Below are 19219 nucleotides of genomic sequence, written 5' to 3' on the forward strand. Positions count from 1 at the left end.
CAATTAATAAAAAAACAAAAAAGCTGTACTCGGAAATTCGAGTACAGCACGTTTATTTACTTTTCCTTATCATCGATGATATTCAAACGCACTTTTTTTGGTGCATTGATCCGAACACCGTAAACGATTGTGCGGATTGCTTTGGCAACACGCCCTTGTTTTCCGATGATACGGCCAATATCTTCAGGTGCCACTGTTAGGTTGTACTCGTAAAAATCTTTCGACTCTACGACATCTAACTTGACTTGATCAGGATAAGTGACTAGCGGACGAACGATTGTTAAGACTAAGTCGCTTAAATCTTTCATATCCGGTCACCTTATTTCTTTGAGAATTTAGCTTCGTGGTGTTTTTGCATAACGCCTTCTTTTGAAAGGATGTTACGTACAGTGTCAGAAGGTTGTGCACCTTTTGATAACCAGTCAAGAACTAAGTCTTCTTTTAAAACTACTTCTGCAGGGTCTTTCAAAGGATTGTAAGTACCTACAGTTTCGATGAAACGTCCATCACGAGGAGAACGTGAATCAGCTACGGCGATACGGTAAAAAGGACTCTTTTTAGAACCCATACGTTTTAAACGGATTTTAACTGCCATTATTTATTTCCACCTCCATTGTTTTATTCACAAGATGTAGTGTAACAGTTTTTTTTTACCCTGTAAAGCTTTTTTTCTTTACAGCTTGATTAAATTCGATTTTTTTTAGGAAATAGCAGATTTTAGACTTCTTTTTTGTTAAAAACAAGCCACCCAGCTACGATGGATATGACGATAGAACAACACGTCACTGCTAATGACTGAGTATAATCTGCAAGGTGGATTTCTTTCGCAAGAAAATTTGAGGAAGAAATCAAATAAGTCGGTACATATTCTGCTACTTTAGAGAACAACCCAGCACCATAACTCAGAATGACCGTTCCCCCACTAGCCAACAGAACCGCATAATTGGAAGAAAGAAAAGCTGAATAAAATAAAATCAATGAATAAAGCCAACAACCAAAAAAATAATAAGTAAAACTGATAAATAAAGGATGGGTGATAATCGACTGGTCCCAATAATAAATCGTGTATGCTAGCGTAATACTATAACAGCACCAATAGCTGACACTCCAAAATAGTATACCCATGATCCATTTCGACAGAAATATCTTCCAGCGCTTCATCCCTTTTGTCAGCAAGTTGATGATTGTTCCGTTTTGGTATTCGCTTGTCAATATCCCACTGAATAAAAGAAGGAAAAAAATCAGCAACATCGGAATATTTTTATAAAATTGTGTCCATGAAGTCGTTGCATCAACTGTGATTTTCTGAACAGAAATCCCTGACTCTGCCAGAGTTGTTGACATAGTTTGCACTAAATAAGGAGTCAATTTAGCTAGCAATGGATTCATTATACCGAAAATCACTGTGAGCGCACTTAGCGTGATGATTTTTCCAGTACGCCAGTTTTCCATTAGCTCCTTTTTGGCGAAGGCAATGAGTTGTCTCATGATTGAACGACCTCCAAAAAGAGTTTTTCTAGCGTAGGTTCTTCCATCTGGACTGATTGGACTGGCAATTGATATTTGGCTAGCAAATCCATAGCAAAAAGCATTTCTTCTTTACTTTTTTGTGGATAAGCTATACGCAGTTCACTTCGGATCATCCCTCCAGGTAAAAGCTCTTCAAATTGTTCGCGCTCTTTTTTTGAAAAAAATACGATCTCAAATCCACTAGCATTTGTTTGCTTTTTCAATTCGTCCACTGATCCAGACAACACGATTTTTCCATTATCCAAAAAAGCAACTTTGTCACAGATACGCACCACATCAGATAAAATATGAGTTGAAAATAAAATCGTCGTTTGCTCTTTCACAGATGATAAGATATCTAATATTTCTTTTCGACCCACAGGATCAAGAGCAGAAGTTGGTTCATCGCAAATGAGTAACTTGGGCTCGTTCAACAATGCTTGAGCAATCCCTAAACGTTGTCGCATCCCTCTGGAAAATTTTTTGATCCGCTTCTTTTCATTCGACAGACCGACAAGTGACAACAGTTCACTGATTTTTTCCTTTATCCGCTGTTTAGGCATTCCTGTGAGTTCGCCGCAAAAGATCAAATACTCAGAAGCGGTCATATAATCATAAAAAACCGGTACATCAGCTAAATAGCCGATTTCTTGATTGGTCGTTGTTTGTCCGTACTCTACTTCTTTTCCGTTCACTCGGATCGTTCCGCTGTCTTTTTTGATAAGACCTAAGATCAGTTTCATAGTTGTCGTTTTTCCAGCACCGTTTTTACCGATGAAACCAAAAATCGTCTGTTCTTCTACAGAAAAAGATAAATCATCCAGCAATTTGTTTGTACCAAAAGACTTTGAGACTTTTTCAAGTGTCAAGATAGCCACTACGCATCCTCCTTGCCAAAAATCAAATAAAGGACAGGACCGATGAACTGCATACCAACAATAACAATAATCACCCATATCATTCGAGTTCCATGTTTATATGCAGAATGTGTAAAGATATGATGAAGTACATAAATAAGTAATCCAAACTGTACAATGATTAAAGGAATTAAAAACGGAAGAAATTCTTTGATGCCCATATTACTCGCCTGCCAATCGTTTTTTTAGTTTTTCAATTTTTGATCTTTCAATTTGTTGAAAAATCGGATTTTCTAATGCACTCAATGCCCCTTCCCTGATGATTTTCGTGTCTCTTATTTGCTGTACCCCAAGATCTGCTCCTTCAAATATCTCAGTTATCTCATCAAAATACCTATCACCATGAAGGATCCTGCCTTCCTCGCTTAAAAGTATAAGTGTCAAATCCACAAACTGTTTTAAGCACTTTATTACTTGTTCTTCTTTTTCATGTTTCGCATAAGCACAGGCTGCAGCATAAGAAAATTGAGCACAACTGTTGGGATGGACCGCCGTCAGGTTGAATGCTTGGATCACAGCATCTATTCTATTGACAGTTTCTTCTATAACCGGTAATTGAATGATTTGGATCAATAGATAATGAGTGGCTGAAGATACGAGATTGATTAAATGAGAAAACATGCTGAATTGAGTATAGCTTACCGCTTTTTTTGTTTGACCAGCGGCTCGGTACGCTTGGATAAGTAAGGTGTCGCTTTGCTGGGCAAAACGATAAGGATCCGCTTTTTCTTCGATTTCAGATAAAGCTTCTTCTGGTTTGCCTAACTGGAGCATGACCGCTACTTTTAACAAAGAAGCATTATTGCATAGAGATAATTCTGCTGATTCTTCTACGATTTTCGTACATAACGCTTCTGCTTCAGACAGAATTGCTTGTTGTTCCTCCAGATCCTTTGTTAGCATAAAATGATTCAACCACAAAACGGCTACTTGTAAAAGAAAAGGATAACATGAGTAATATTGTTTGACCGCTTTTCTACAGTCCTCCATCACATATTCAAAGGGCTCTTCAGAAAAAGCGGTGGTCCACTGCTGATAAAAGTGTCTGATTTGCTCTTTCGTCAATTGAGGATGATAGCCGAGCAGTTCATCAACAGACACATCAAAAAAACTGGCTAATTTAGGCAATATGAGTACATCAGGCATACTTTGGCCTGTCTCCCATTTGGAAACAGAAGCTTTTGTCACACCTATGAATTCAGCTATAATTTCTTGGGTCACGCCTTTTTTCTTTCGTAAATTTGCTACATTTTTCGATAATGATAATTCTTCCATCTTATCCCTCCTTTTTCTTCATTATATAGACTTTCCAAGAGGGTTGGCAATGGAGACTAACGATACTTCGCGATCATTTGTCAACTGAAACGAAACTTTTGCCAGTAAGTGTTTTTATTTGCTCCAGTTACTTATTTTTTGTAAGATTATTATAGATAGTTTGAAGGAGGAAAAATCGTATGACAAAAAAAATTGGATTTTTTATTGGTAGTTTAAGAAAAGATTCTTACAACAAAAAAGTAGCAGAAGCTTTTGCGAAATTGCTTCCTGAAGGGTACGAAAGTGTATTTGTAAAATTCGATGATCTGCCATTTTACAATGAGGATCTTGAAACCCCAGAAAAAGCGCCTGCTGAATGGACTCGTTTTCGTGAGGAAGTGAGTGGATTAGACGGTGTCGTTTTCGTTACTCCTGAATACAACCGCTCTGTGCCAGCAGTATTGAAAAATGCTTTAGATGTAGGCTCAAGACCTTATGGACACAGTGTTTGGGATCATAAACCAGGTTTAGTCGTTACTGCATCACCAGGTGGGATCGGCGGTTTTGGCGCAAACCACCATCTACGCCAATCACTTGTCTTTTTGAATGTGCCTACCTTGCAACAACCGGAAGCATATATCGGAAACGTTACGAATCTAATTGATGAAAACGGCAATATCGTTGAAGGAACATTAAGTTTCTTCCAAACGATTTTAGATGCATATCTAGATTTTTCTAACAAATTAGCAGAATAAAATTAGAATAGTAATAAAAAGGCAACTATGTACAGGACACTTCTGCATATAGTTGTCTTTTTTGTTTTTTTTGTTTCTACTTTCGTATATAATGCAATTCGATAAATTCACCGAATCGTGTCGTATCTAGCAATTCAAAACGTGCTTCATAGGTTCCTTTTTGGAATAAAGGGATTCCGTCCCCTAATAATACAGGGGCAATCTGGATATACCATTCATCAATCATTTGATGTTCTACTAACGGTTTGATCAATCGACCTCCACCCACAATCCAGATATCTTTTCCTTCTGTCATTTGTAGATTTTTTAGAAAAGCAATAGGCTCTTCGTGTACGACCTCAGCATCTGGCAATTGTAATTGTGCATTGGTTGAAAAAACGAAATTCTTTTTCTCTGGATAAATTGCTTCGGTTTCCAAATATTTTTTTGCTTCCTGATAAGTTTTCCTGCCCATGATGGTCGTATCGATTGTTTCATAAAAAGCTTCATAAGTGGTTTGCTCACCTGTCGGAGTGTCAAAAAGCCATTGAAGATCATCCGTTTTCGTTGCCAAATAACCATCTAAACTTACAGCGCCATAAAATATGATTTTTCGCATGCTTTATTCGTCCTTTCTTTATTTTTTTCCGATACGTACGACCTCTTCTTTGCGGAAACAACTGTCAAGGTGATCATTGATGATCCCGACTGCTTCTAAAAAAGCATAGATTGTTGTACTTCCGATAAACTTAAATCCTCTTTTCTTTAGATCCTTTGCTAATTCATCTGAAAGAGGACTTGTTGTCGGGACTTCTTCTTGTGAATGATAAGAAGAATCAACGATTTTTCCATTAGAAAACGACCAAAGATACTCAGAAAAACTGCCGAATTCTTCTTGAATCTTCAAGACTGCTTTAGCGTTTTGGACAGCAGCTTCGATTTTTCTGCGGTTCCGAATAATTCCTTTGTTTTCCATTAGTTCGCTCATTTTTGTTTCTCCATAATTTGCGACTTTTTGGATATCGAATTGATCATATGCTTTATCGAATGCTTCACTTTTATTTAAAATCGTCTGCCAACTCAATCCTGCCTGATTGATGTCGAGCATCAATTTTCGGAACAGCTTTTGGTCATCATATTCAGGAACACCCCAGACAGTATCATGATATTGCTGCATATTTTCTGTCTGTTCACTCCACGGACATCTCATTTGTGCCACCTCTTTGTTTAGAGTAATTGTATCAGTAAAGAATAAAAATTGCTGATAGAAAAGCTCCGGCAATAGACATTTTCAGTCTGTACCGAAGCTGTTTTTTTTATCTTATTTCCGTTTTTTCTTTTTCTTCTTATTTTTCTTGATCATTCGATTCATCGCCATTTTGCCTAGTTTCCCTTTGACGCCTGATCCAAACATTTGGTCCATACCTGGGATGTTCATATCCCCTTTGGACATTTGTTGCATCATTTTTCTTGATTCCTTGAATTGCTTGATCATTCGGTTTACTTCAACCACACTGTTTCCAGAACCAGCAGCAATTCGGCGACGACGGCTTGGATTCAACAGATCAGGATTTGCTCTTTCTGCTGGTGTCATAGAATAAACCATCGCTTTTTTGCGTTCAACATCTTTTGGATCTACCTTGACGTTTTCGATTCCAGGGACTTGATTCATTCCTGGGATCATTTTGATTAGATCTTCCAGTGGGCCCATCCCCATCACTTGATCGAGTTGTTCAATAAAGTCATTGAAATCAAATGAGTTTTCCCGCATCTTCTGTGCAAGTTCTTCCGCTTTTTTCTCATCATAGTCTTGCTGCGCTTTTTCAATCAGTGTCAGCATGTCCCCCATACCAAGGATACGGCTAGCCATACGATCTGGGTGGAATACTTCTAAGTCAGTCAATTTTTCACCAGAACCGATGAATTTGATTGGTGCGCCTGTCACTGAGCGGATCGATAATGCTGCCCCGCCTCGAGTATCCCCATCAAGTTTAGTGATGACTACTCCAGTAATCCCTAATTGCTGATTGAAGCTGTCAGCTACATTGACGGCATCTTGACCAGTCATGGCATCGACAACCAGCAAGATCTCATTTGGTTGAGTTAGTTCTTTGATTTGTTTCAACTCATCCATCAATGTTTCATCGATGTGTAGACGTCCTGCCGTATCGATCAATACATAGTCGTTTTTCTTTTCTCTTGCTAGCTCCATCCCTTGACGAACGATTTCTACTGGGCTGACTTCTGTTCCCATATCAAATACAGGAACATCTAGCTGTTGACCTAATACTTTCAATTGGTCGATCGCTGCTGGCCGATATACGTCCCCTGCGATTAGGAGCGGACGAGCATTTTCATTTTTCTTTAAATAATTCGCTAATTTACCGGTAAAAGTTGTTTTACCTGCCCCTTGTAGACCAGCCATCATGATAACAGTTGGTATTTTTGGTGATTTATTTAACTCTGCTGTTTCAGAACCAAGTGTGATTGTTAATTCTTCATCAACGATTTTTACGATTTGTTGTGCTGGTGATAAACTTTCCAGCACTTCTGCCCCTACCGCACGTTCGCGTACGCGTTTAGTAAAGTCTTTGACTACTTGCAAGTTAACATCGGCTTCTAGTAAGGCAAGGCGGATTTCCCGCATCATTTCTTTTACGTCAGCTTCTGATACTTTTCCTTTTTTTCTTAGTTTTCCCATCGCCTGCTGGAGACGTTCAGTTAAGCTTTCAAATGCCATATTTTCTTCATTCCTTTTATTTATTCTTCGATTGCTTGAATTTGCTGTACATATTCAAGCAGTTTTTTATCTTCCGGATACTTATCAGTAATATATGCGGTCATCTTTTCCAATATCTGTTCTCGGACAATATAATCAGAGAAGAGATGGAGTTTTTTTTCATAATCCTCCAAGATCTTGCTTGTCCGCTTGATATTATCATATACTGCTTGACGACTTACTTCGTATTCTTCCGCGATCTCGCCTAATGAAAAATCATCTGCATAATATAACTCCATGTAGTTCATTTGTTTTTCTGTCAATAAGGTCGAATAAAATTCAAAGAGCGCGTTCATTCGATTGGTCTTTTCGATTTCCATTCTGCTCACCTCTAGTTTTCAGCCATTCTTCATCAGAGAGCACAGTCATTTTTTGCTGAATAAAATAAGCAGTGGCCACTCCGGCGCCATTTTTTGTTATTCCGGAAAAGCTTCCATCATAAATCGAATGGGTCCCGCATGAAGGGCTTTTTTCCTTCACGATGACTAGATCAATGTGCTTTTCCTGCAATTTTTGATAGGCTTTGATCGCGCCGTTTTTGTACGCTTCCGTTACATCTTCGCCGCTTGTCGTCCATACTTTTGCTTGATCTTTCCACACATCGAACCCATTTCCACCAATGATTTCAGCAGGATCTCTAGGAATTGACAATCCGCCGATTACTTCTGGACAGACCATGACGGCTTCGCCAGTTTCAACTAGTTCCATCAATTCTGGTACTTCTTTTTTCTGTCCATCATAGCGACAGGCCAGACCGCCTAAACATGCACTGATTCCAATCATTGACTGCTCTTCCTTTCTATTCAGCAAAGTGCCTTCCTATTATACCATTTATTTCTTCTGTAAAATAGCCCCTTGTACTGATTCTATGCTAAAATATAAACAGAATGAAACCTATTTAAAGGAGATTTGAATGAAAAAAATACTAATTGTTGATGATGAACCTTCTATTGTGACGCTCTTGACGTTCAATTTGGAAAAAGAAGGCTATAAGGTAACCAGTGCCGCAGATGGAGGCGAAGGATTAGAATTAGCATTAGAACAATCATTTGATTTCATCATTTTAGATGTGATGCTTCCAACGATGGATGGCATGGAGATCACTCAGCGGCTGCGTCAAGAAAAAAATGAAACACCGATTTTGATGCTGACGGCTAAAGATGATCAGGTGGATCGAATCATTGGTCTGGAGATAGGTGCTGATGACTATTTGACCAAACCATTTAGTCCACGTGAAGTATTAGCCCGTATGAAAGCCATATTCAGACGGATCGAACCTCGTAAGCAATCAAAAGATGAAGCTGAGCCTGAATATCTATCGATTGGACAAATCACTGCTGATTTGACCAATTATCAAGTCACCGTAGACGATCATCTGATTGAACTCACACCGAAAGAATTTGAATTACTCGTTTATTTCATGAAACGAAAAGACCGTGTGATCGATCGCGACACATTGCTAGACCGCATTTGGAATTTTGACTTCGCAGGACAAAGCCGTATCGTAGATGTACACGTTAGTCATTTGCGAGAAAAAATCGAGCGAGATCCAAAACATCCAAAGTACTTGGTGACTGTTAGAGGATTTGGCTATAAGTTTCAGGAACCAAAACGATGAAATGGAAAAAAATTTATGAGCGTCTCTTCTTTCTTATTCTTTTAATTAGTTTGTTTTTTGGTGGTTGGCAATTGATCTCCCATTATTTCCAACAACAGATCGTCGAACAGCAAGAAAGCTACCTGACAAAAAAAGCACAACTACTGATCCGGCAATTAGATGTCGAAAACCTCCAAGCAGCGCAAAACAAAACTGCTTTGGAAGAATTCGTCCATCAGTCGAACGAACGGATCACTTTAATGGATGCTACTGGAAAAATCTTATTTGACACAAACAATGAAACATTGAATGAACGGCGAAGTTCTCGTCCAGAAATAAAAGCTGTATTGAATGGTGGGAACCTAGGTAGCGCTTTGCGCAAAAGTACTACTTTGAATGAGGATCTTTTATACGTCGCATTACCAGTCAAAAAAGGAGGCCAGTTAGAAGCCATTTTACGTATCGCAGAACCGACAAGCGGATTTTTACCGAGAACGGAGAGCTTTCGCCGTTGGGTCTTTTTCTTCTTTCTGTCTTTCTTCCTTGTTCTTGCAGGAATGATTTATTACCTGATCTACCAAAAAAATCAGCCTTTGAAAACTGTCCTGCCTGTTCTTAGAAAAATGGTACAAAATCCAAACCAAGCAGAAGTAATCATGCAGACACCTGACCAATGGGAGGAATTGTATCAAACAATCAATGAGCTGAGCGAACAAATGAGTAAGATGTATCGAGCGTATACTACAACAGAAGAACAATTGTACACATTATTAAATGAACTGATGATAGGCGTATTCCTGATTGATGATGCTGATTCTCGTTTACTACTGCTTAATCCAAAGATGCAGTTGCATTTAAACGTGACAAGCTATGAACCTGAACAACGATACACAGAAGTCATCCAAGAGCCAAAACTCATTCAGCTGATTCACCAAGTGACTCCTGAGCATCCGCTGATCCATCAGGAGATCACCATCGCTGAAGGACGACAGACATTAGACTTGAGTTTGCGCTACTTTACTAATTCAGAAGGTACCGGACAGATTCTAGGGGTGGCGTATGACTTAACGAAAGTGCGACGTTTAGAAAAGCTACAAAAGGATTTCGTGGGCAACGTCTCCCACGAATTAAAAACTCCTGTGACTTCACTGATTGGTTTTACCGAGACTTTACTGGATGGTGCAAAAGATGACCCACAAACTCTGACTTCTTTTCTTGAGATCATGCAAAAAGATGCGATTCGGTTAGATAAATTGATTCGGGAAATCATCCAGCTGTCAAAAGACGGTGAAAATTCTTACGAGATCCAGACGATTTATACAGAACCTTATTTCCAGCAAATCGTTCAAAATTATCAGCCAATCATCGAAAAGAAACGGTTGACGATTCGATTGATTGGAAAGAACGAACCATTTACTACTAAAACAGATATCCTTTATCCAATCCTCAAAAATCTGATTGAAAATGCTGTCCAATACTCAAAAAACGACAGCGAGATCATTATCCGTTACCAGGCAACAGATGAATTATCGTTTTCTGTCCAAGATTTTGGTATAGGTATCGACATTGAGGATCAGGAACGGATCTTTGAGCGTTTTTACCGCGTAGACAAGGCACGAAGCCGACATTCAGGCGGGACCGGACTAGGGTTAGCGATTGTAAAAGACTACGTGCAACTCCTTCATGGTACAATTACTGTAGACAGTCATCTTGGAACAGGTTCGACTTTCACCGTTACCATTCAGAAAAGCAATTAAATAAGGCCTGCTTGCAGCAATGTTTAGATGTCTAACGATCATCTACTACGCTGAAAAGCAGGCTTTTTATTAGCTAAAAACGCTGAGCCACATGTTATAGATCTTTGTCATGATGTGTAGCTGTCTTTTCTGACATCTTTACAATCAGCTCCTGGTTCATTTTCTGATAAGCATCTATAGCATAATCAGCAAAACTTTGTGTTTTTTGATTCAAATAATCCGTTAATTTTTCGGGATGATTTACTATTAATTCTCTTGCTTGTTGGTCTGTACTTGCTAACTCTTTCGATAGATGGTCTCGAATTTTTTGGCGAGTTGGTAAAGTAATATTTTTCTTAAAATCACTATAGTATGGCTTCGTCAAGATGTTCGTCAACCGATATGTCCAGTAAGCGGAAATATCATCTGGCATATCTGTTCCTTTTTGATAAGCTTCGGGTGTCTCGCTTATATTGCTATAAAATGGTATATAATTGCTTGTATCAGGAATCCCCAACGCTAACCAATGGATACCACTGATTTCTTCTGGTACATTGTTTCTTATCTGTAGAATATGAGATTCCATCGTATTCGGCACAGAGATTGGACGATACTTATCTGGCTTTGTCCCTTCGATGGTATCATATTCAGTACCATTAAAGTGTAATGTCATGATATAAGCTGTTTCTGCAATTGAAATAGGTTTATCTGGTTTGACAAACATCTCAAATGAACGATCTGTTATTTTTTGTTTCTTTGAAGGTGTCAGTTTTCTCTGTGCATCCCATATCCTAGGAAGATTGTATTTTTCATCCTTTGACTTATCTGCAAATATGTCTCTTAAAGAAATATCCCGTTTCGTATTTATCAGTTGATTCTTTTCTAAAAAAGATTCTAAATCTGCTGAACAAAGATAAGAATCTTTGTCCTTCAAATCAAATGAATCAATTGACAACATATTAGGAATAACTGCATAACAGTCATCTGGAACTTTGACAGCTGCCCACTGATGACCACTAAGTATCTCCATATACCAGATTTCATTTTTATCAGAGAAAATCACACCATTTGTCTCCGCAGCTCCTTGCTTAGCAACGATTTTTCCTAATCGTTCTACCCCTGCTCTTGCTGAATCAATATAAGGAAGGGTCACGGTCAACATAGAGTCTTCTGCGATACCATGCGCGGTATATGGATCTTTTTTCAATATCTCTTCCTTTGTCGTAGCTGATTCAGTAGCGCTCATTGCAACGTTCTTGCTATTGATACCATCTTCTTCAAATAATCCTTCTGACGTATCCCATTCTGGGGTCGCTGTGTACTTCAGCTGTTCTTTCGGAAGATCAAGGGTAAATCCATTCCCTTTTGATACAAAATGTGAAGGATTCGTATTTTCTTTTCTGACAACAAAGTGTTTTGACCAAGCCGTGTTCAGATCTTCATTTCTAGCAATCATCGTTGATCCATCTACTGAAGCATTTTTTCCTACTAAAACCGTCGTACAAGCATCAATAGAAACTGATAAGAAAATCCCATACAGTACACCTAAAAATAAACTAAATTGAAGCAATCTTCTATTTTTCATTTGAAGCATCCCTCCCACTTTTGTAAAAACGATTTCAAAAATGATTATAGGACACCTGAAGTAAAGATTTAATTGGTTTTCTATAAGTTCTAGATAAAAATTTGCTTTGTTTTTTATACAGAAAGAAGCTTAGAAAATACAATTTTTTAGTTAATGTATTTTTAAGCTTCTTTTATCTTATTAGTCATTTATTTCTTTTGAATACTCGAAGGAACCGAGGCAATTTATTTATTATCTCCGGCTCTTTTTCATTTTTACGTTCAAACAAATATTCTACCAATGTAGTCAAATGCCTAAAAATCGAATCTGCCGAGAAAAATAAAATACTCAACAACAAAAGCGATACAGCTGAGATACCGGTGATTGAAAACAGTTTATGCAAAAAAACGACCGAAAAAAAGATACCGCTAGCACAGAAAAGAATGATCTGACTTCTGAATTTATTCAGCGGTGAACAGATTTTATAGAGAACAAGAAATCCTACTGCAATCAAAAGCATAGTAGATGCTGTAGAAACATCTGTTTTATTTAGATCCAAAGTCACCCCGCAGATCACCAACGCACCGACTACGATCATATCTGTCAGTCCACCTGGCACAGCCTTTTCCATCACATTCATGATGAACTTCCCTCTGATTCGCTTTTTGTTTTCTTCTAGAGCAAGCAAGAAAGATGGAAGTCCAATCGTAAACAAACTAATCAATGTGATCTGTGATGGTTCTAAAGGATAGGTCAAAGCAAAGATGACTGAAAACAGCGAAAGCAAAAAGGAGAAAATATTCTTCACTAAAAACAAGCTGGCTGATCGCTCAATATTGTTCACGACGCGCCGTCCTTCTGCAACAACTTCCGGCATGCGTGAAAAGTCAGAATCAAGCAAGACCACTTGTGAGGCCTGCATGGCGGCTTCATTGCCAGAAGCCATCGCTATACTGCAGTCTGCTTCTTTCATGGCTAGAATGTCATTCACGCCATCACCTGTCATAGCTACTGTATTGTTACGCTTTAGCAATTGAACGAAGATTTTCTTTTGTTCTGGCTTGACGCGTCCAAAAACTGTATATTTTTCGACAGCTGCTTCATATTCTTCTTCTGATAATTTAGACGCATCAACGTACTGATCAGCATGTGAAATCCCTGCTTGGACAGCTACATTAGATACGGTGAGCGGATTATCTCCAGAAATCACTTTGATGGCTACTTGCTGTTTTTTGAAGTAATTGAATGTGGCTTTTGCTTCTTTTCTGATAGGATTAGCGATCAGGATATACCCTAATGGTGTGACTGCCTCCGTTAATACTGGTTCTTCAAGAATCCCATCGTACACACCAAAGACCAACACGCGATAGCCTTTTTCAGCGAAAGAAACAAACTCTTCCGCATATTCCGGCAACTGATCTCGCAAAACCATTTCGGGTGCTCCTAAAACATATACCTTGTCTCCCAACGCTACACTGCTGAATTTTTGGACAGAAGAAAAAGGAATGACTTGGTGATAGGATTGATCAGTGGTTTTTGTAAAGTATTCTTTGACGGCTTCCATTGTTGCATTGTCTCCTGCCATCGCTTTTGCATAGTCAGCAATGCGCTCTTCCAGTTGATCTGATTGGCTGATTATTTTTTGTTTTTTAGAGACAATCACTTTTTGGACAGACATTTTGTTTTCTGTGATCGTTCCTGTTTTATCTACACAAAGGACATTTACTCTTGCCAATGTCTCAATGCTTTTCATATTGTGTAAAAGAACTCTTTGCTTTGCTAGTTTAGTCGCACTTAATGCTAATGCAATCGTCGTTAACAAGTACAGTCCTTCAGGTATCATACCAATCAATGCTGCTTCCATTGCGACGACACTTTCTTTCATCGTGTTTCCATTAAAAAAGTAACTTTGAGAAAAAAGCAGAATACCGATAGGAATAATGATGATCCCAATCCATTTGATCAATTGATTAAGAGAAGCAATCATCTCCGACTGTTCTCCTTCTCCCATTGTCTTGGCTTTGACTGTCAATTGGGAAATATACGAATCTGCTCCGACTTTGTCTAATCGGGCGTAAGCTTTTCCGGAAACAACGAAACTGCCGGACATCAATGGATCACCTATTTCTTTGGTTATCTCATCTGCTTCACCTGTTAATAAAGCCTCGTTGACTTGCAGTTTTCCTTCCACGACCTCTGCATCTGCTGGAATCTGATGTCCAGTCTCTAGAATAACAATGTCATCTAATACAAGGTTTTCTATATCTACTGTTTGCTCTATCCCCTCTCTTATGACATTGACTTTTGCTGTATTCAATACATTCAATTCATCCAAGACTTTTTTGGATCGAATTTCCTGAAAGATAGCGATTCCTGTATTGGCTATGATAACTGGTAAAAAGGTCAAGTTTTTATAAGATTCTACTAGGCAAAGCAAAATGGCTAAGATAAGAAAGATCAAATTGAAATACGTAAAAATATTTTCCAATATAATTTGTTGGTTTGTTTTGAATGTGGGATCGACTGAATCGTTTGCTGCACCTTTTTCTATTCGTTCCTTGACTTGTTCTGCTGTCAATCCTTCTTTGTACGAGGGAAAAAGACGGATAACTTTGTCAGATGATTTTTGTGTTATTTTCTTTTTTTTACTTCGATTTGTCCATTTATTCTTCATGTGGCTACCTCGATCAATTTCGTTTTCTGGATATTTACAAACTTCTCCTATCCAGTATAGAACAGATATGAAAAGTGTTCCTCCTATTAAGCTTGCATACACCTTTCATTCCTGTCATATAGCAAAAAAAGAGCGACGACAGTTCTATGTCGTCGCTCTTTTTCTCAATTAAAGGAAAAATCTATATGCGGGGAAAGATAGTTGATTTTTCCTTGATTGTCACTATAACTGTAGCATATTTATCTGCTAGTTATTTGATATTTCCTTCGTGGTCACGTTCTACTTCCATCATTGTGATTGGTAAATAGCCCAATTCTTTAACAGGTCCTTCTTGGATTTCTTCTGTCATCATGTAGTCTAAGAATTTTTGGACTTCAGGGGAAGGTTTTCCGTTCGTGTACATATGTTCATAGGACCAGATTTTCCAGCTGTTATCTGCTACATTCTCTTCTTTTGGTTCTACACCGTCGATACTTAGTGCTTGTGTGGAATCATCGAGATATGAGAAGGCCAAATAGCTGATTGCTCCTGGTGTTTGACTTACCAACTGCCGAACAGTTCCTGATGAGTCTTGTTCTTGGGACTGTATAGGTGTGGCACCATCTAATCCCCATTTTTCAAATGTCGCACGGGTACCGCTGCCGTTTGCACGGTTCACAACGTTGATCTTTTGATCTTTCCCGCCAACTTCATTCCAATTAGTGATTTTTCCTGTAAAGATATCAATCAATTCCTGTTTTGTGATATCTTTGACACCTGTATCTTTGTTGACGATTGGTGCCATCCCAACTACTGCTACTTTATGATCCACTAATTTAGAGGCATCGATCCCGTCTCTTTCTTCTGCAAATACATCAGAGTTTCCGATAGTAACTGCTCCAGCTTCGACTTGGCTCAAACCAGTTCCACTTCCTCCTCCTTGTACAGAGATTTGATAATTCGGATTTTCTTGTACAAAACTTTCTTGTGCTCCATCGACCAAAGGCTGTAATGCTGTCGAACCTACCGCAACGATTTTTACTTGTTCATTTGAGTCACTTGAATTACTTTGTATGGCAGAGCCATCTGTATTTCCTGATCCTGAGCCGCATCCGGCTAAAAGAACTCCCATCATGCCTAGAGTAAACAATACTTTTTTCATTTTATTGCTCCTTTCTTATTTACAACTAAAGTTTATCAGTCGACTGTAAATCCCTCGTATGGTTGCTGTAAAAATATAGTTAAGTTATGTAAAAATCATGTAAACGTTTTTCAGATTCTTTACACGATAATAAAAAAGCATATGAGAAACAGGCGTTTTCCGCCGCTCATATGCTTGTTACCGATGATCCACCATCAACGGTTATTTTTTATAGATACAGATCGTTCACTTTTTATCCGGATCTCTGTCCAGAAGTAAAAGAATGTCGCAAGAATAAATGAGACAATGACTAAATAGAAACACGGTTTAATGGTCAAGAAATACATGGAGGGATATGCTGAATCCTTCAGTCCGCTCTCGCTCAAACCATTAGGACCGATGATCATGCGAGGCAACAAGGAAAACATAGATGTGAATATGAGTAAACAAGAAAAATAAAGCAGCTGCCAATTATAATGATTGATCAGAGATTTTGGCAGTAATAGACCTACACTTATCACTAAGTAAAAAATAGTCAAAGCTGGAAAATTTCTAGAAACCACAAATCCACTTCCTTGGATCAGCCCTAATATCTCGGCACCTTGCACAACAGCATTTACCCATGTAAAAGGTAGCAAAACGATAGGAAAAAACCAAAAAAATAAATAAAGCCGATCGATTACTGCTTTTCTTCTCATCAATGTTCCCCCAAACCAATTTTTCTTTCATCATACTATACAATTTTCTATCTAAAAAAATTAGGGGGAAAAACTTTTTTTTTAGAGATAATGGCATGAGAGTTTATTCATTTAATCTAGAAATAATGAAAAAGTAATTGATTATTATATGATTCAATTTACAATAAAATTAACAAAATAATAACACTTGTTAGGTGGTGACAAAATATGATAAAAACGTGTTGGAAGAATCTTCCATTGCTTTTATCTTTTGTTCCTTATGTGCATTTCGCTTTACTGCTTGATTTCCATTATCATTCCGTAAGCGGATTCATCACGTTGATATTTTTATCTCTTTTTGCTGGGTATTATTTCCAAAAAAGCAGGCGTATTTTATCTTTATTTATCGCCAACATTATATCTACTGTCACTTCCTATTTATTTTGCGTCAATTTTGCTGAATGGCGGTACTTTTATCATCCTTTAAAACCGACCCAACTGATTTTGATTCTAGCTGGCATTTACTTAGTTCCACAAATCCTTGGATCGTTATGGGCGGTAGCCTTATCTTATAAAAAAGCACGGCATCCCTAAAAAAATAAACCCTATATGTACAAAGAGAAGCTGTTTTTTTCTTTTTGTACATATAGGGTTTTCTTATAATTCATGTAGAAAAATTTTTTTGATAATAATCTTATCCATCAATTGGGATTGACTGTTTTGCTCCCCTATGATTTCAGCGATGATGGTCCGATTTTGCGGTTTTCTTCTTAGCTGGTAATTGATTTTCCCGGTTTTCATCAATTCGCTGAGCATATCCACGACCCCGCCAAATCCGGTTTTTTTCGTAATAAAACCAAGTGCGACCATTCGTTCATCTAGATTTTTTGCTGTAATCGTCACACCAGTAATAAGCGAGTGCTGTAATGTTTGTGCCAACTCTTCCATCCCTTCAGCATTGGATACGACGGAAGCTGTTTTATTGACAGATTCTTCATGTATTTCTTTTTCCTTTGGTTCTTTCAGTTCCTCTTTCACTGTTTGACGAAGGACATCTAGTTCTTGCAAGAGCGTTTCGTATTGTTCTTGGGTCAACATCACACCAGCTACTTTTTCCCGATTAAATATATATACGCCAGTTCCCGCGTCTCGCGCTTGAGCAAATACATCCATCGGCGATCGTTTCACTTCTGTGATCGAAGATGTGGGAACTTCTAATTTCTTTAATTCCAATGGATTTCCTCCTTTACTAATCGCTTTTTATTATAGCATAGACTGACTTGTTTTGATCTGTTTTCCAAAGGTTTTATCGGTTTTTCCCTAACCAGTAATTGATATCCGTAAGTAGTCTTTCAATACCAAATGAAGGATGGTACAGATACGTTTTTTGATCTTCATTATGGTCTAATGGAAAAAAATGATCCGTAATCACTAGATCTGCATAACGAGGTGGCTTATTTCGAGTGCAAACATGGATCGAAATCCGTTTTCGATGTCTTAGGGTTTTGTTCAGTACCCCGGCAAGTCTTCTTGCTTCCTGATGTTCATAACGAAAAAAAAAGACGATTTTCACTTCAGGAGGATGGACATCTAAATACCCCCGTTCTTGGAGTGTCTTAAGTAAAAGCATTCCCCACTCAACTGCGGGGTGTGCAAGTGCTTGTTGGATTGCTAGACGAAATTGATACAGTTTATCTTTGGAATTGGGAAACTTTTCTAATGTTTCCTGATAATAACGAACTTCTTCTTCCACCAATCGATCATGGATACCAATCACATAACGAAGCCATTCTTGGTAAAGTACTTTTGTCAGCTTTGATTTATTTCCACTTTCAAACTCACTATTCAGCCAAAACAGCGAATCAAGCTTTTCAGTTACGATCGTCAATTTCCGATAGTCTTGTGTCTCTTCTATCCGTTCCCACCGTTTTTCAGTAATCTGGTTACAGCTCAAGCGCAAAATCGCTAGATAATTTTTTTCTTTTATTGGCAAAATCTGCTCTTCTCTAAAAAGTAATTCTGGAAACAACTCAAAGAAAAGGGTTCGACTGTCTCCTAAAATCTCGATTTCTGCCGGATCCTTTCGTTGCTTCAATAATTGGATGAATGTCTCTGAAAAGGATTGCTCTCCATCGTCTGCAAAAAAATGGGGGAAATCTTTCAAGAAACAAAATAGCAGGTACCGTATTTTTCTTTCTGAACCAAAGATCTGCGCTTTTTTATAAGAAAACGAAAGGTGATACTCACCAAACCATTTTCTCAACCGCTCTTGTGTCGAACGATCATACTCCTGCTCATAAGGTTCATTCAACAGCAGATTTTTCAGTAGACAAAAAGGTGGTGATTGAATCAGAAAAACAAAAAGGAGGTAGGGTTCGCTATATCCTTGATCATAAACTAACTGAACGGTTTTCTTATGAAGAATCAGCTGGATTGGACAGTCGCTTTCTGCCAAACGTTTTAGATGCCGATCAACTGTTTTGACATCGATTTTCAGTTCTTCAGCTAGATCCGTTTTTCGCCAGATTAGATCTTTCATTAGGTTGATTAGTGAAAATAAATTCTGTGCATTTTTTGATAATAGTTTTTGCCATCTCATTGATCATCTCTCACCTAGTTTCTAAACATATTGTTTGATCAGAAAGGGCTCTTTTCTAA

21 protein-coding genes are annotated in these 19219 nt (G+C 38.2%); 4 read left to right on the forward strand and 17 right to left on the reverse strand.

All coding sequences use genetic code 11. The annotated features are described in order from the left end of the window. Positions 1–56: 56 nt before the first annotated feature. The 6 genes from HMPREF2961_RS05410 to HMPREF2961_RS05435 form a co-directional block, all read right to left on the reverse strand. Positions 57–308 (reverse strand): KH domain-containing protein, encoded by a 252-nt coding sequence (locus HMPREF2961_RS05410; RefSeq protein ID WP_002290277.1) that lies wholly within the window; start codon positions 306–308, stop codon positions 57–59. Between the two features lie 11 nt (positions 309–319). Then, complete coding sequence (gene rpsP / locus HMPREF2961_RS05415) at positions 320–595, reverse strand: 30S ribosomal protein S16 (RefSeq protein WP_070704216.1); 276 nt, start codon at positions 593–595, stop codon at positions 320–322. Between the two features lie 122 nt (positions 596–717). Continuing rightward, a complete protein-coding gene (locus HMPREF2961_RS05420) occupies positions 718–1488 on the reverse strand; it encodes an ABC transporter permease subunit (RefSeq protein WP_070704220.1) in 771 nt (256 codons plus the stop codon). Beyond that, complete coding sequence (locus tag HMPREF2961_RS05425; protein ID WP_002313564.1) at positions 1485–2387, reverse strand: ABC transporter ATP-binding protein; 903 nt, start codon at positions 2385–2387, stop codon at positions 1485–1487. The genes HMPREF2961_RS05420 and HMPREF2961_RS05425 overlap by 4 nt, the downstream gene beginning before the upstream one ends. Next, entirely contained in the window at positions 2387–2587 is a 201-nt protein-coding gene (locus HMPREF2961_RS05430; RefSeq protein ID WP_002314752.1) for a PLDc N-terminal domain-containing protein, read from the reverse strand. The genes HMPREF2961_RS05425 and HMPREF2961_RS05430 overlap by 1 nt, the downstream gene beginning before the upstream one ends. Position 2588: 1 nt before the next feature. Continuing rightward, positions 2589–3701, reverse strand: coding sequence for a helix-turn-helix domain-containing protein (locus HMPREF2961_RS05435; protein ID WP_070704223.1), 1113 nt, complete (start codon positions 3699–3701; stop codon positions 2589–2591). Positions 3702–3880: 179 nt separating this feature from the next. Between HMPREF2961_RS05435 and HMPREF2961_RS05440 the strand changes: the two genes are divergently transcribed. Further along, entirely contained in the window at positions 3881–4435 is a 555-nt protein-coding gene (locus HMPREF2961_RS05440; protein ID WP_002308722.1) for an NADPH-dependent FMN reductase, read from the forward strand. 76 nt (positions 4436–4511) lie between these two features. Here HMPREF2961_RS05440 and HMPREF2961_RS05445 read toward each other — a convergent pair whose 3' ends face one another. The 5 genes from HMPREF2961_RS05445 to HMPREF2961_RS05465 form a co-directional block, all read right to left on the reverse strand. Further along, a complete protein-coding gene (locus HMPREF2961_RS05445; RefSeq protein ID WP_070704226.1) occupies positions 4512–5033 on the reverse strand; it encodes a dihydrofolate reductase family protein in 522 nt (173 codons plus the stop codon). 18 nt (positions 5034–5051) lie between these two features. Next, positions 5052–5624, reverse strand: a complete 573-nt coding sequence (locus HMPREF2961_RS05450) for a DNA-3-methyladenine glycosylase I (protein WP_002308719.1) — start codon at positions 5622–5624, stop codon at positions 5052–5054. 111 nt (positions 5625–5735) lie between these two features. After that, complete coding sequence (ffh, locus tag HMPREF2961_RS05455) at positions 5736–7154, reverse strand: signal recognition particle protein (RefSeq protein ID WP_002291602.1); 1419 nt, start codon at positions 7152–7154, stop codon at positions 5736–5738. A gap of 20 nt (positions 7155–7174) precedes the next feature. Next, positions 7175–7513: a putative DNA-binding protein gene (locus tag HMPREF2961_RS05460; protein ID WP_002291603.1), complete on the reverse strand. Its 339-nt coding sequence runs from the start codon at positions 7511–7513 to the stop codon at positions 7175–7177. Further along, on the reverse strand, positions 7473–7976 hold the full coding sequence (locus HMPREF2961_RS05465) for a 2-thiouracil desulfurase family protein (protein WP_002313561.1): 504 nt from the start codon (positions 7974–7976) through the stop codon (positions 7473–7475). Before HMPREF2961_RS05465 ends, HMPREF2961_RS05460 begins: the two co-directional genes overlap by 41 nt. 130 nt (positions 7977–8106) lie before the next feature. Between HMPREF2961_RS05465 and HMPREF2961_RS05470 the strand changes: the two genes are divergently transcribed. Next, positions 8107–8811, forward strand: a complete 705-nt coding sequence (locus HMPREF2961_RS05470) for a response regulator transcription factor (RefSeq protein ID WP_002336500.1) — start codon at positions 8107–8109, stop codon at positions 8809–8811. Next, positions 8808–10547 carry an ATP-binding protein gene (locus HMPREF2961_RS05475; protein ID WP_070704229.1) on the forward strand — a complete coding sequence of 580 codons (1740 nt, stop codon included), beginning with the start codon at positions 8808–8810 and terminating at the stop codon, positions 10545–10547. The genes HMPREF2961_RS05470 and HMPREF2961_RS05475 overlap by 4 nt, the downstream gene beginning before the upstream one ends. A gap of 94 nt (positions 10548–10641) precedes the next feature. Here the strand turns inward: HMPREF2961_RS05475 and HMPREF2961_RS05480 are convergent, their stop codons facing one another. The 4 genes from HMPREF2961_RS05480 to HMPREF2961_RS05495 all read right to left on the reverse strand — a co-directional run bounded on the left by HMPREF2961_RS05480 (position 10642) and on the right by HMPREF2961_RS05495 (position 16582). Then, positions 10642–12111, reverse strand: coding sequence for a C69 family dipeptidase (locus tag HMPREF2961_RS05480; RefSeq protein ID WP_141755559.1), 1470 nt, complete (start codon positions 12109–12111; stop codon positions 10642–10644). 184 nt (positions 12112–12295) lie between these two features. Continuing rightward, positions 12296–14764, reverse strand: a complete 2469-nt coding sequence (locus HMPREF2961_RS05485; RefSeq protein WP_002308713.1) for a cation-translocating P-type ATPase — start codon at positions 14762–14764, stop codon at positions 12296–12298. A gap of 250 nt (positions 14765–15014) precedes the next feature. After that, positions 15015–15905 carry a phosphate ABC transporter substrate-binding protein PstS family protein gene (locus tag HMPREF2961_RS05490; RefSeq protein ID WP_070704235.1) on the reverse strand — a complete coding sequence of 297 codons (891 nt, stop codon included), beginning with the start codon at positions 15903–15905 and terminating at the stop codon, positions 15015–15017. Between the two features lie 194 nt (positions 15906–16099). Beyond that, positions 16100–16582, reverse strand: coding sequence for a hypothetical protein (locus tag HMPREF2961_RS05495; RefSeq protein WP_002308710.1), 483 nt, complete (start codon positions 16580–16582; stop codon positions 16100–16102). A 207-nt stretch (positions 16583–16789) separates the two neighbouring features. On the opposite strand from HMPREF2961_RS05495, the gene HMPREF2961_RS05500 reads away from it, so the two are divergent. Then, positions 16790–17155, forward strand: coding sequence for a hypothetical protein (locus HMPREF2961_RS05500; RefSeq protein WP_002308708.1), 366 nt, complete (start codon positions 16790–16792; stop codon positions 17153–17155). A 63-nt stretch (positions 17156–17218) separates the two neighbouring features. Here HMPREF2961_RS05500 and HMPREF2961_RS05505 read toward each other — a convergent pair whose 3' ends face one another. After that, complete coding sequence (locus HMPREF2961_RS05505; protein WP_002291618.1) at positions 17219–17794, reverse strand: hypothetical protein; 576 nt, start codon at positions 17792–17794, stop codon at positions 17219–17221. 73 nt (positions 17795–17867) lie between these two features. Next, positions 17868–19160, reverse strand: coding sequence for a hypothetical protein (locus tag HMPREF2961_RS05510; RefSeq protein WP_002316391.1), 1293 nt, complete (start codon positions 19158–19160; stop codon positions 17868–17870). Between the last annotated feature and the right edge of the window lie 59 nt (positions 19161–19219).

The organism is Enterococcus sp. HMSC076E04, assembly GCF_001814285.1.
In the GTDB taxonomy this organism is placed as follows: domain Bacteria; phylum Bacillota; class Bacilli; order Lactobacillales; family Enterococcaceae; genus Enterococcus_B; species Enterococcus_B lactis.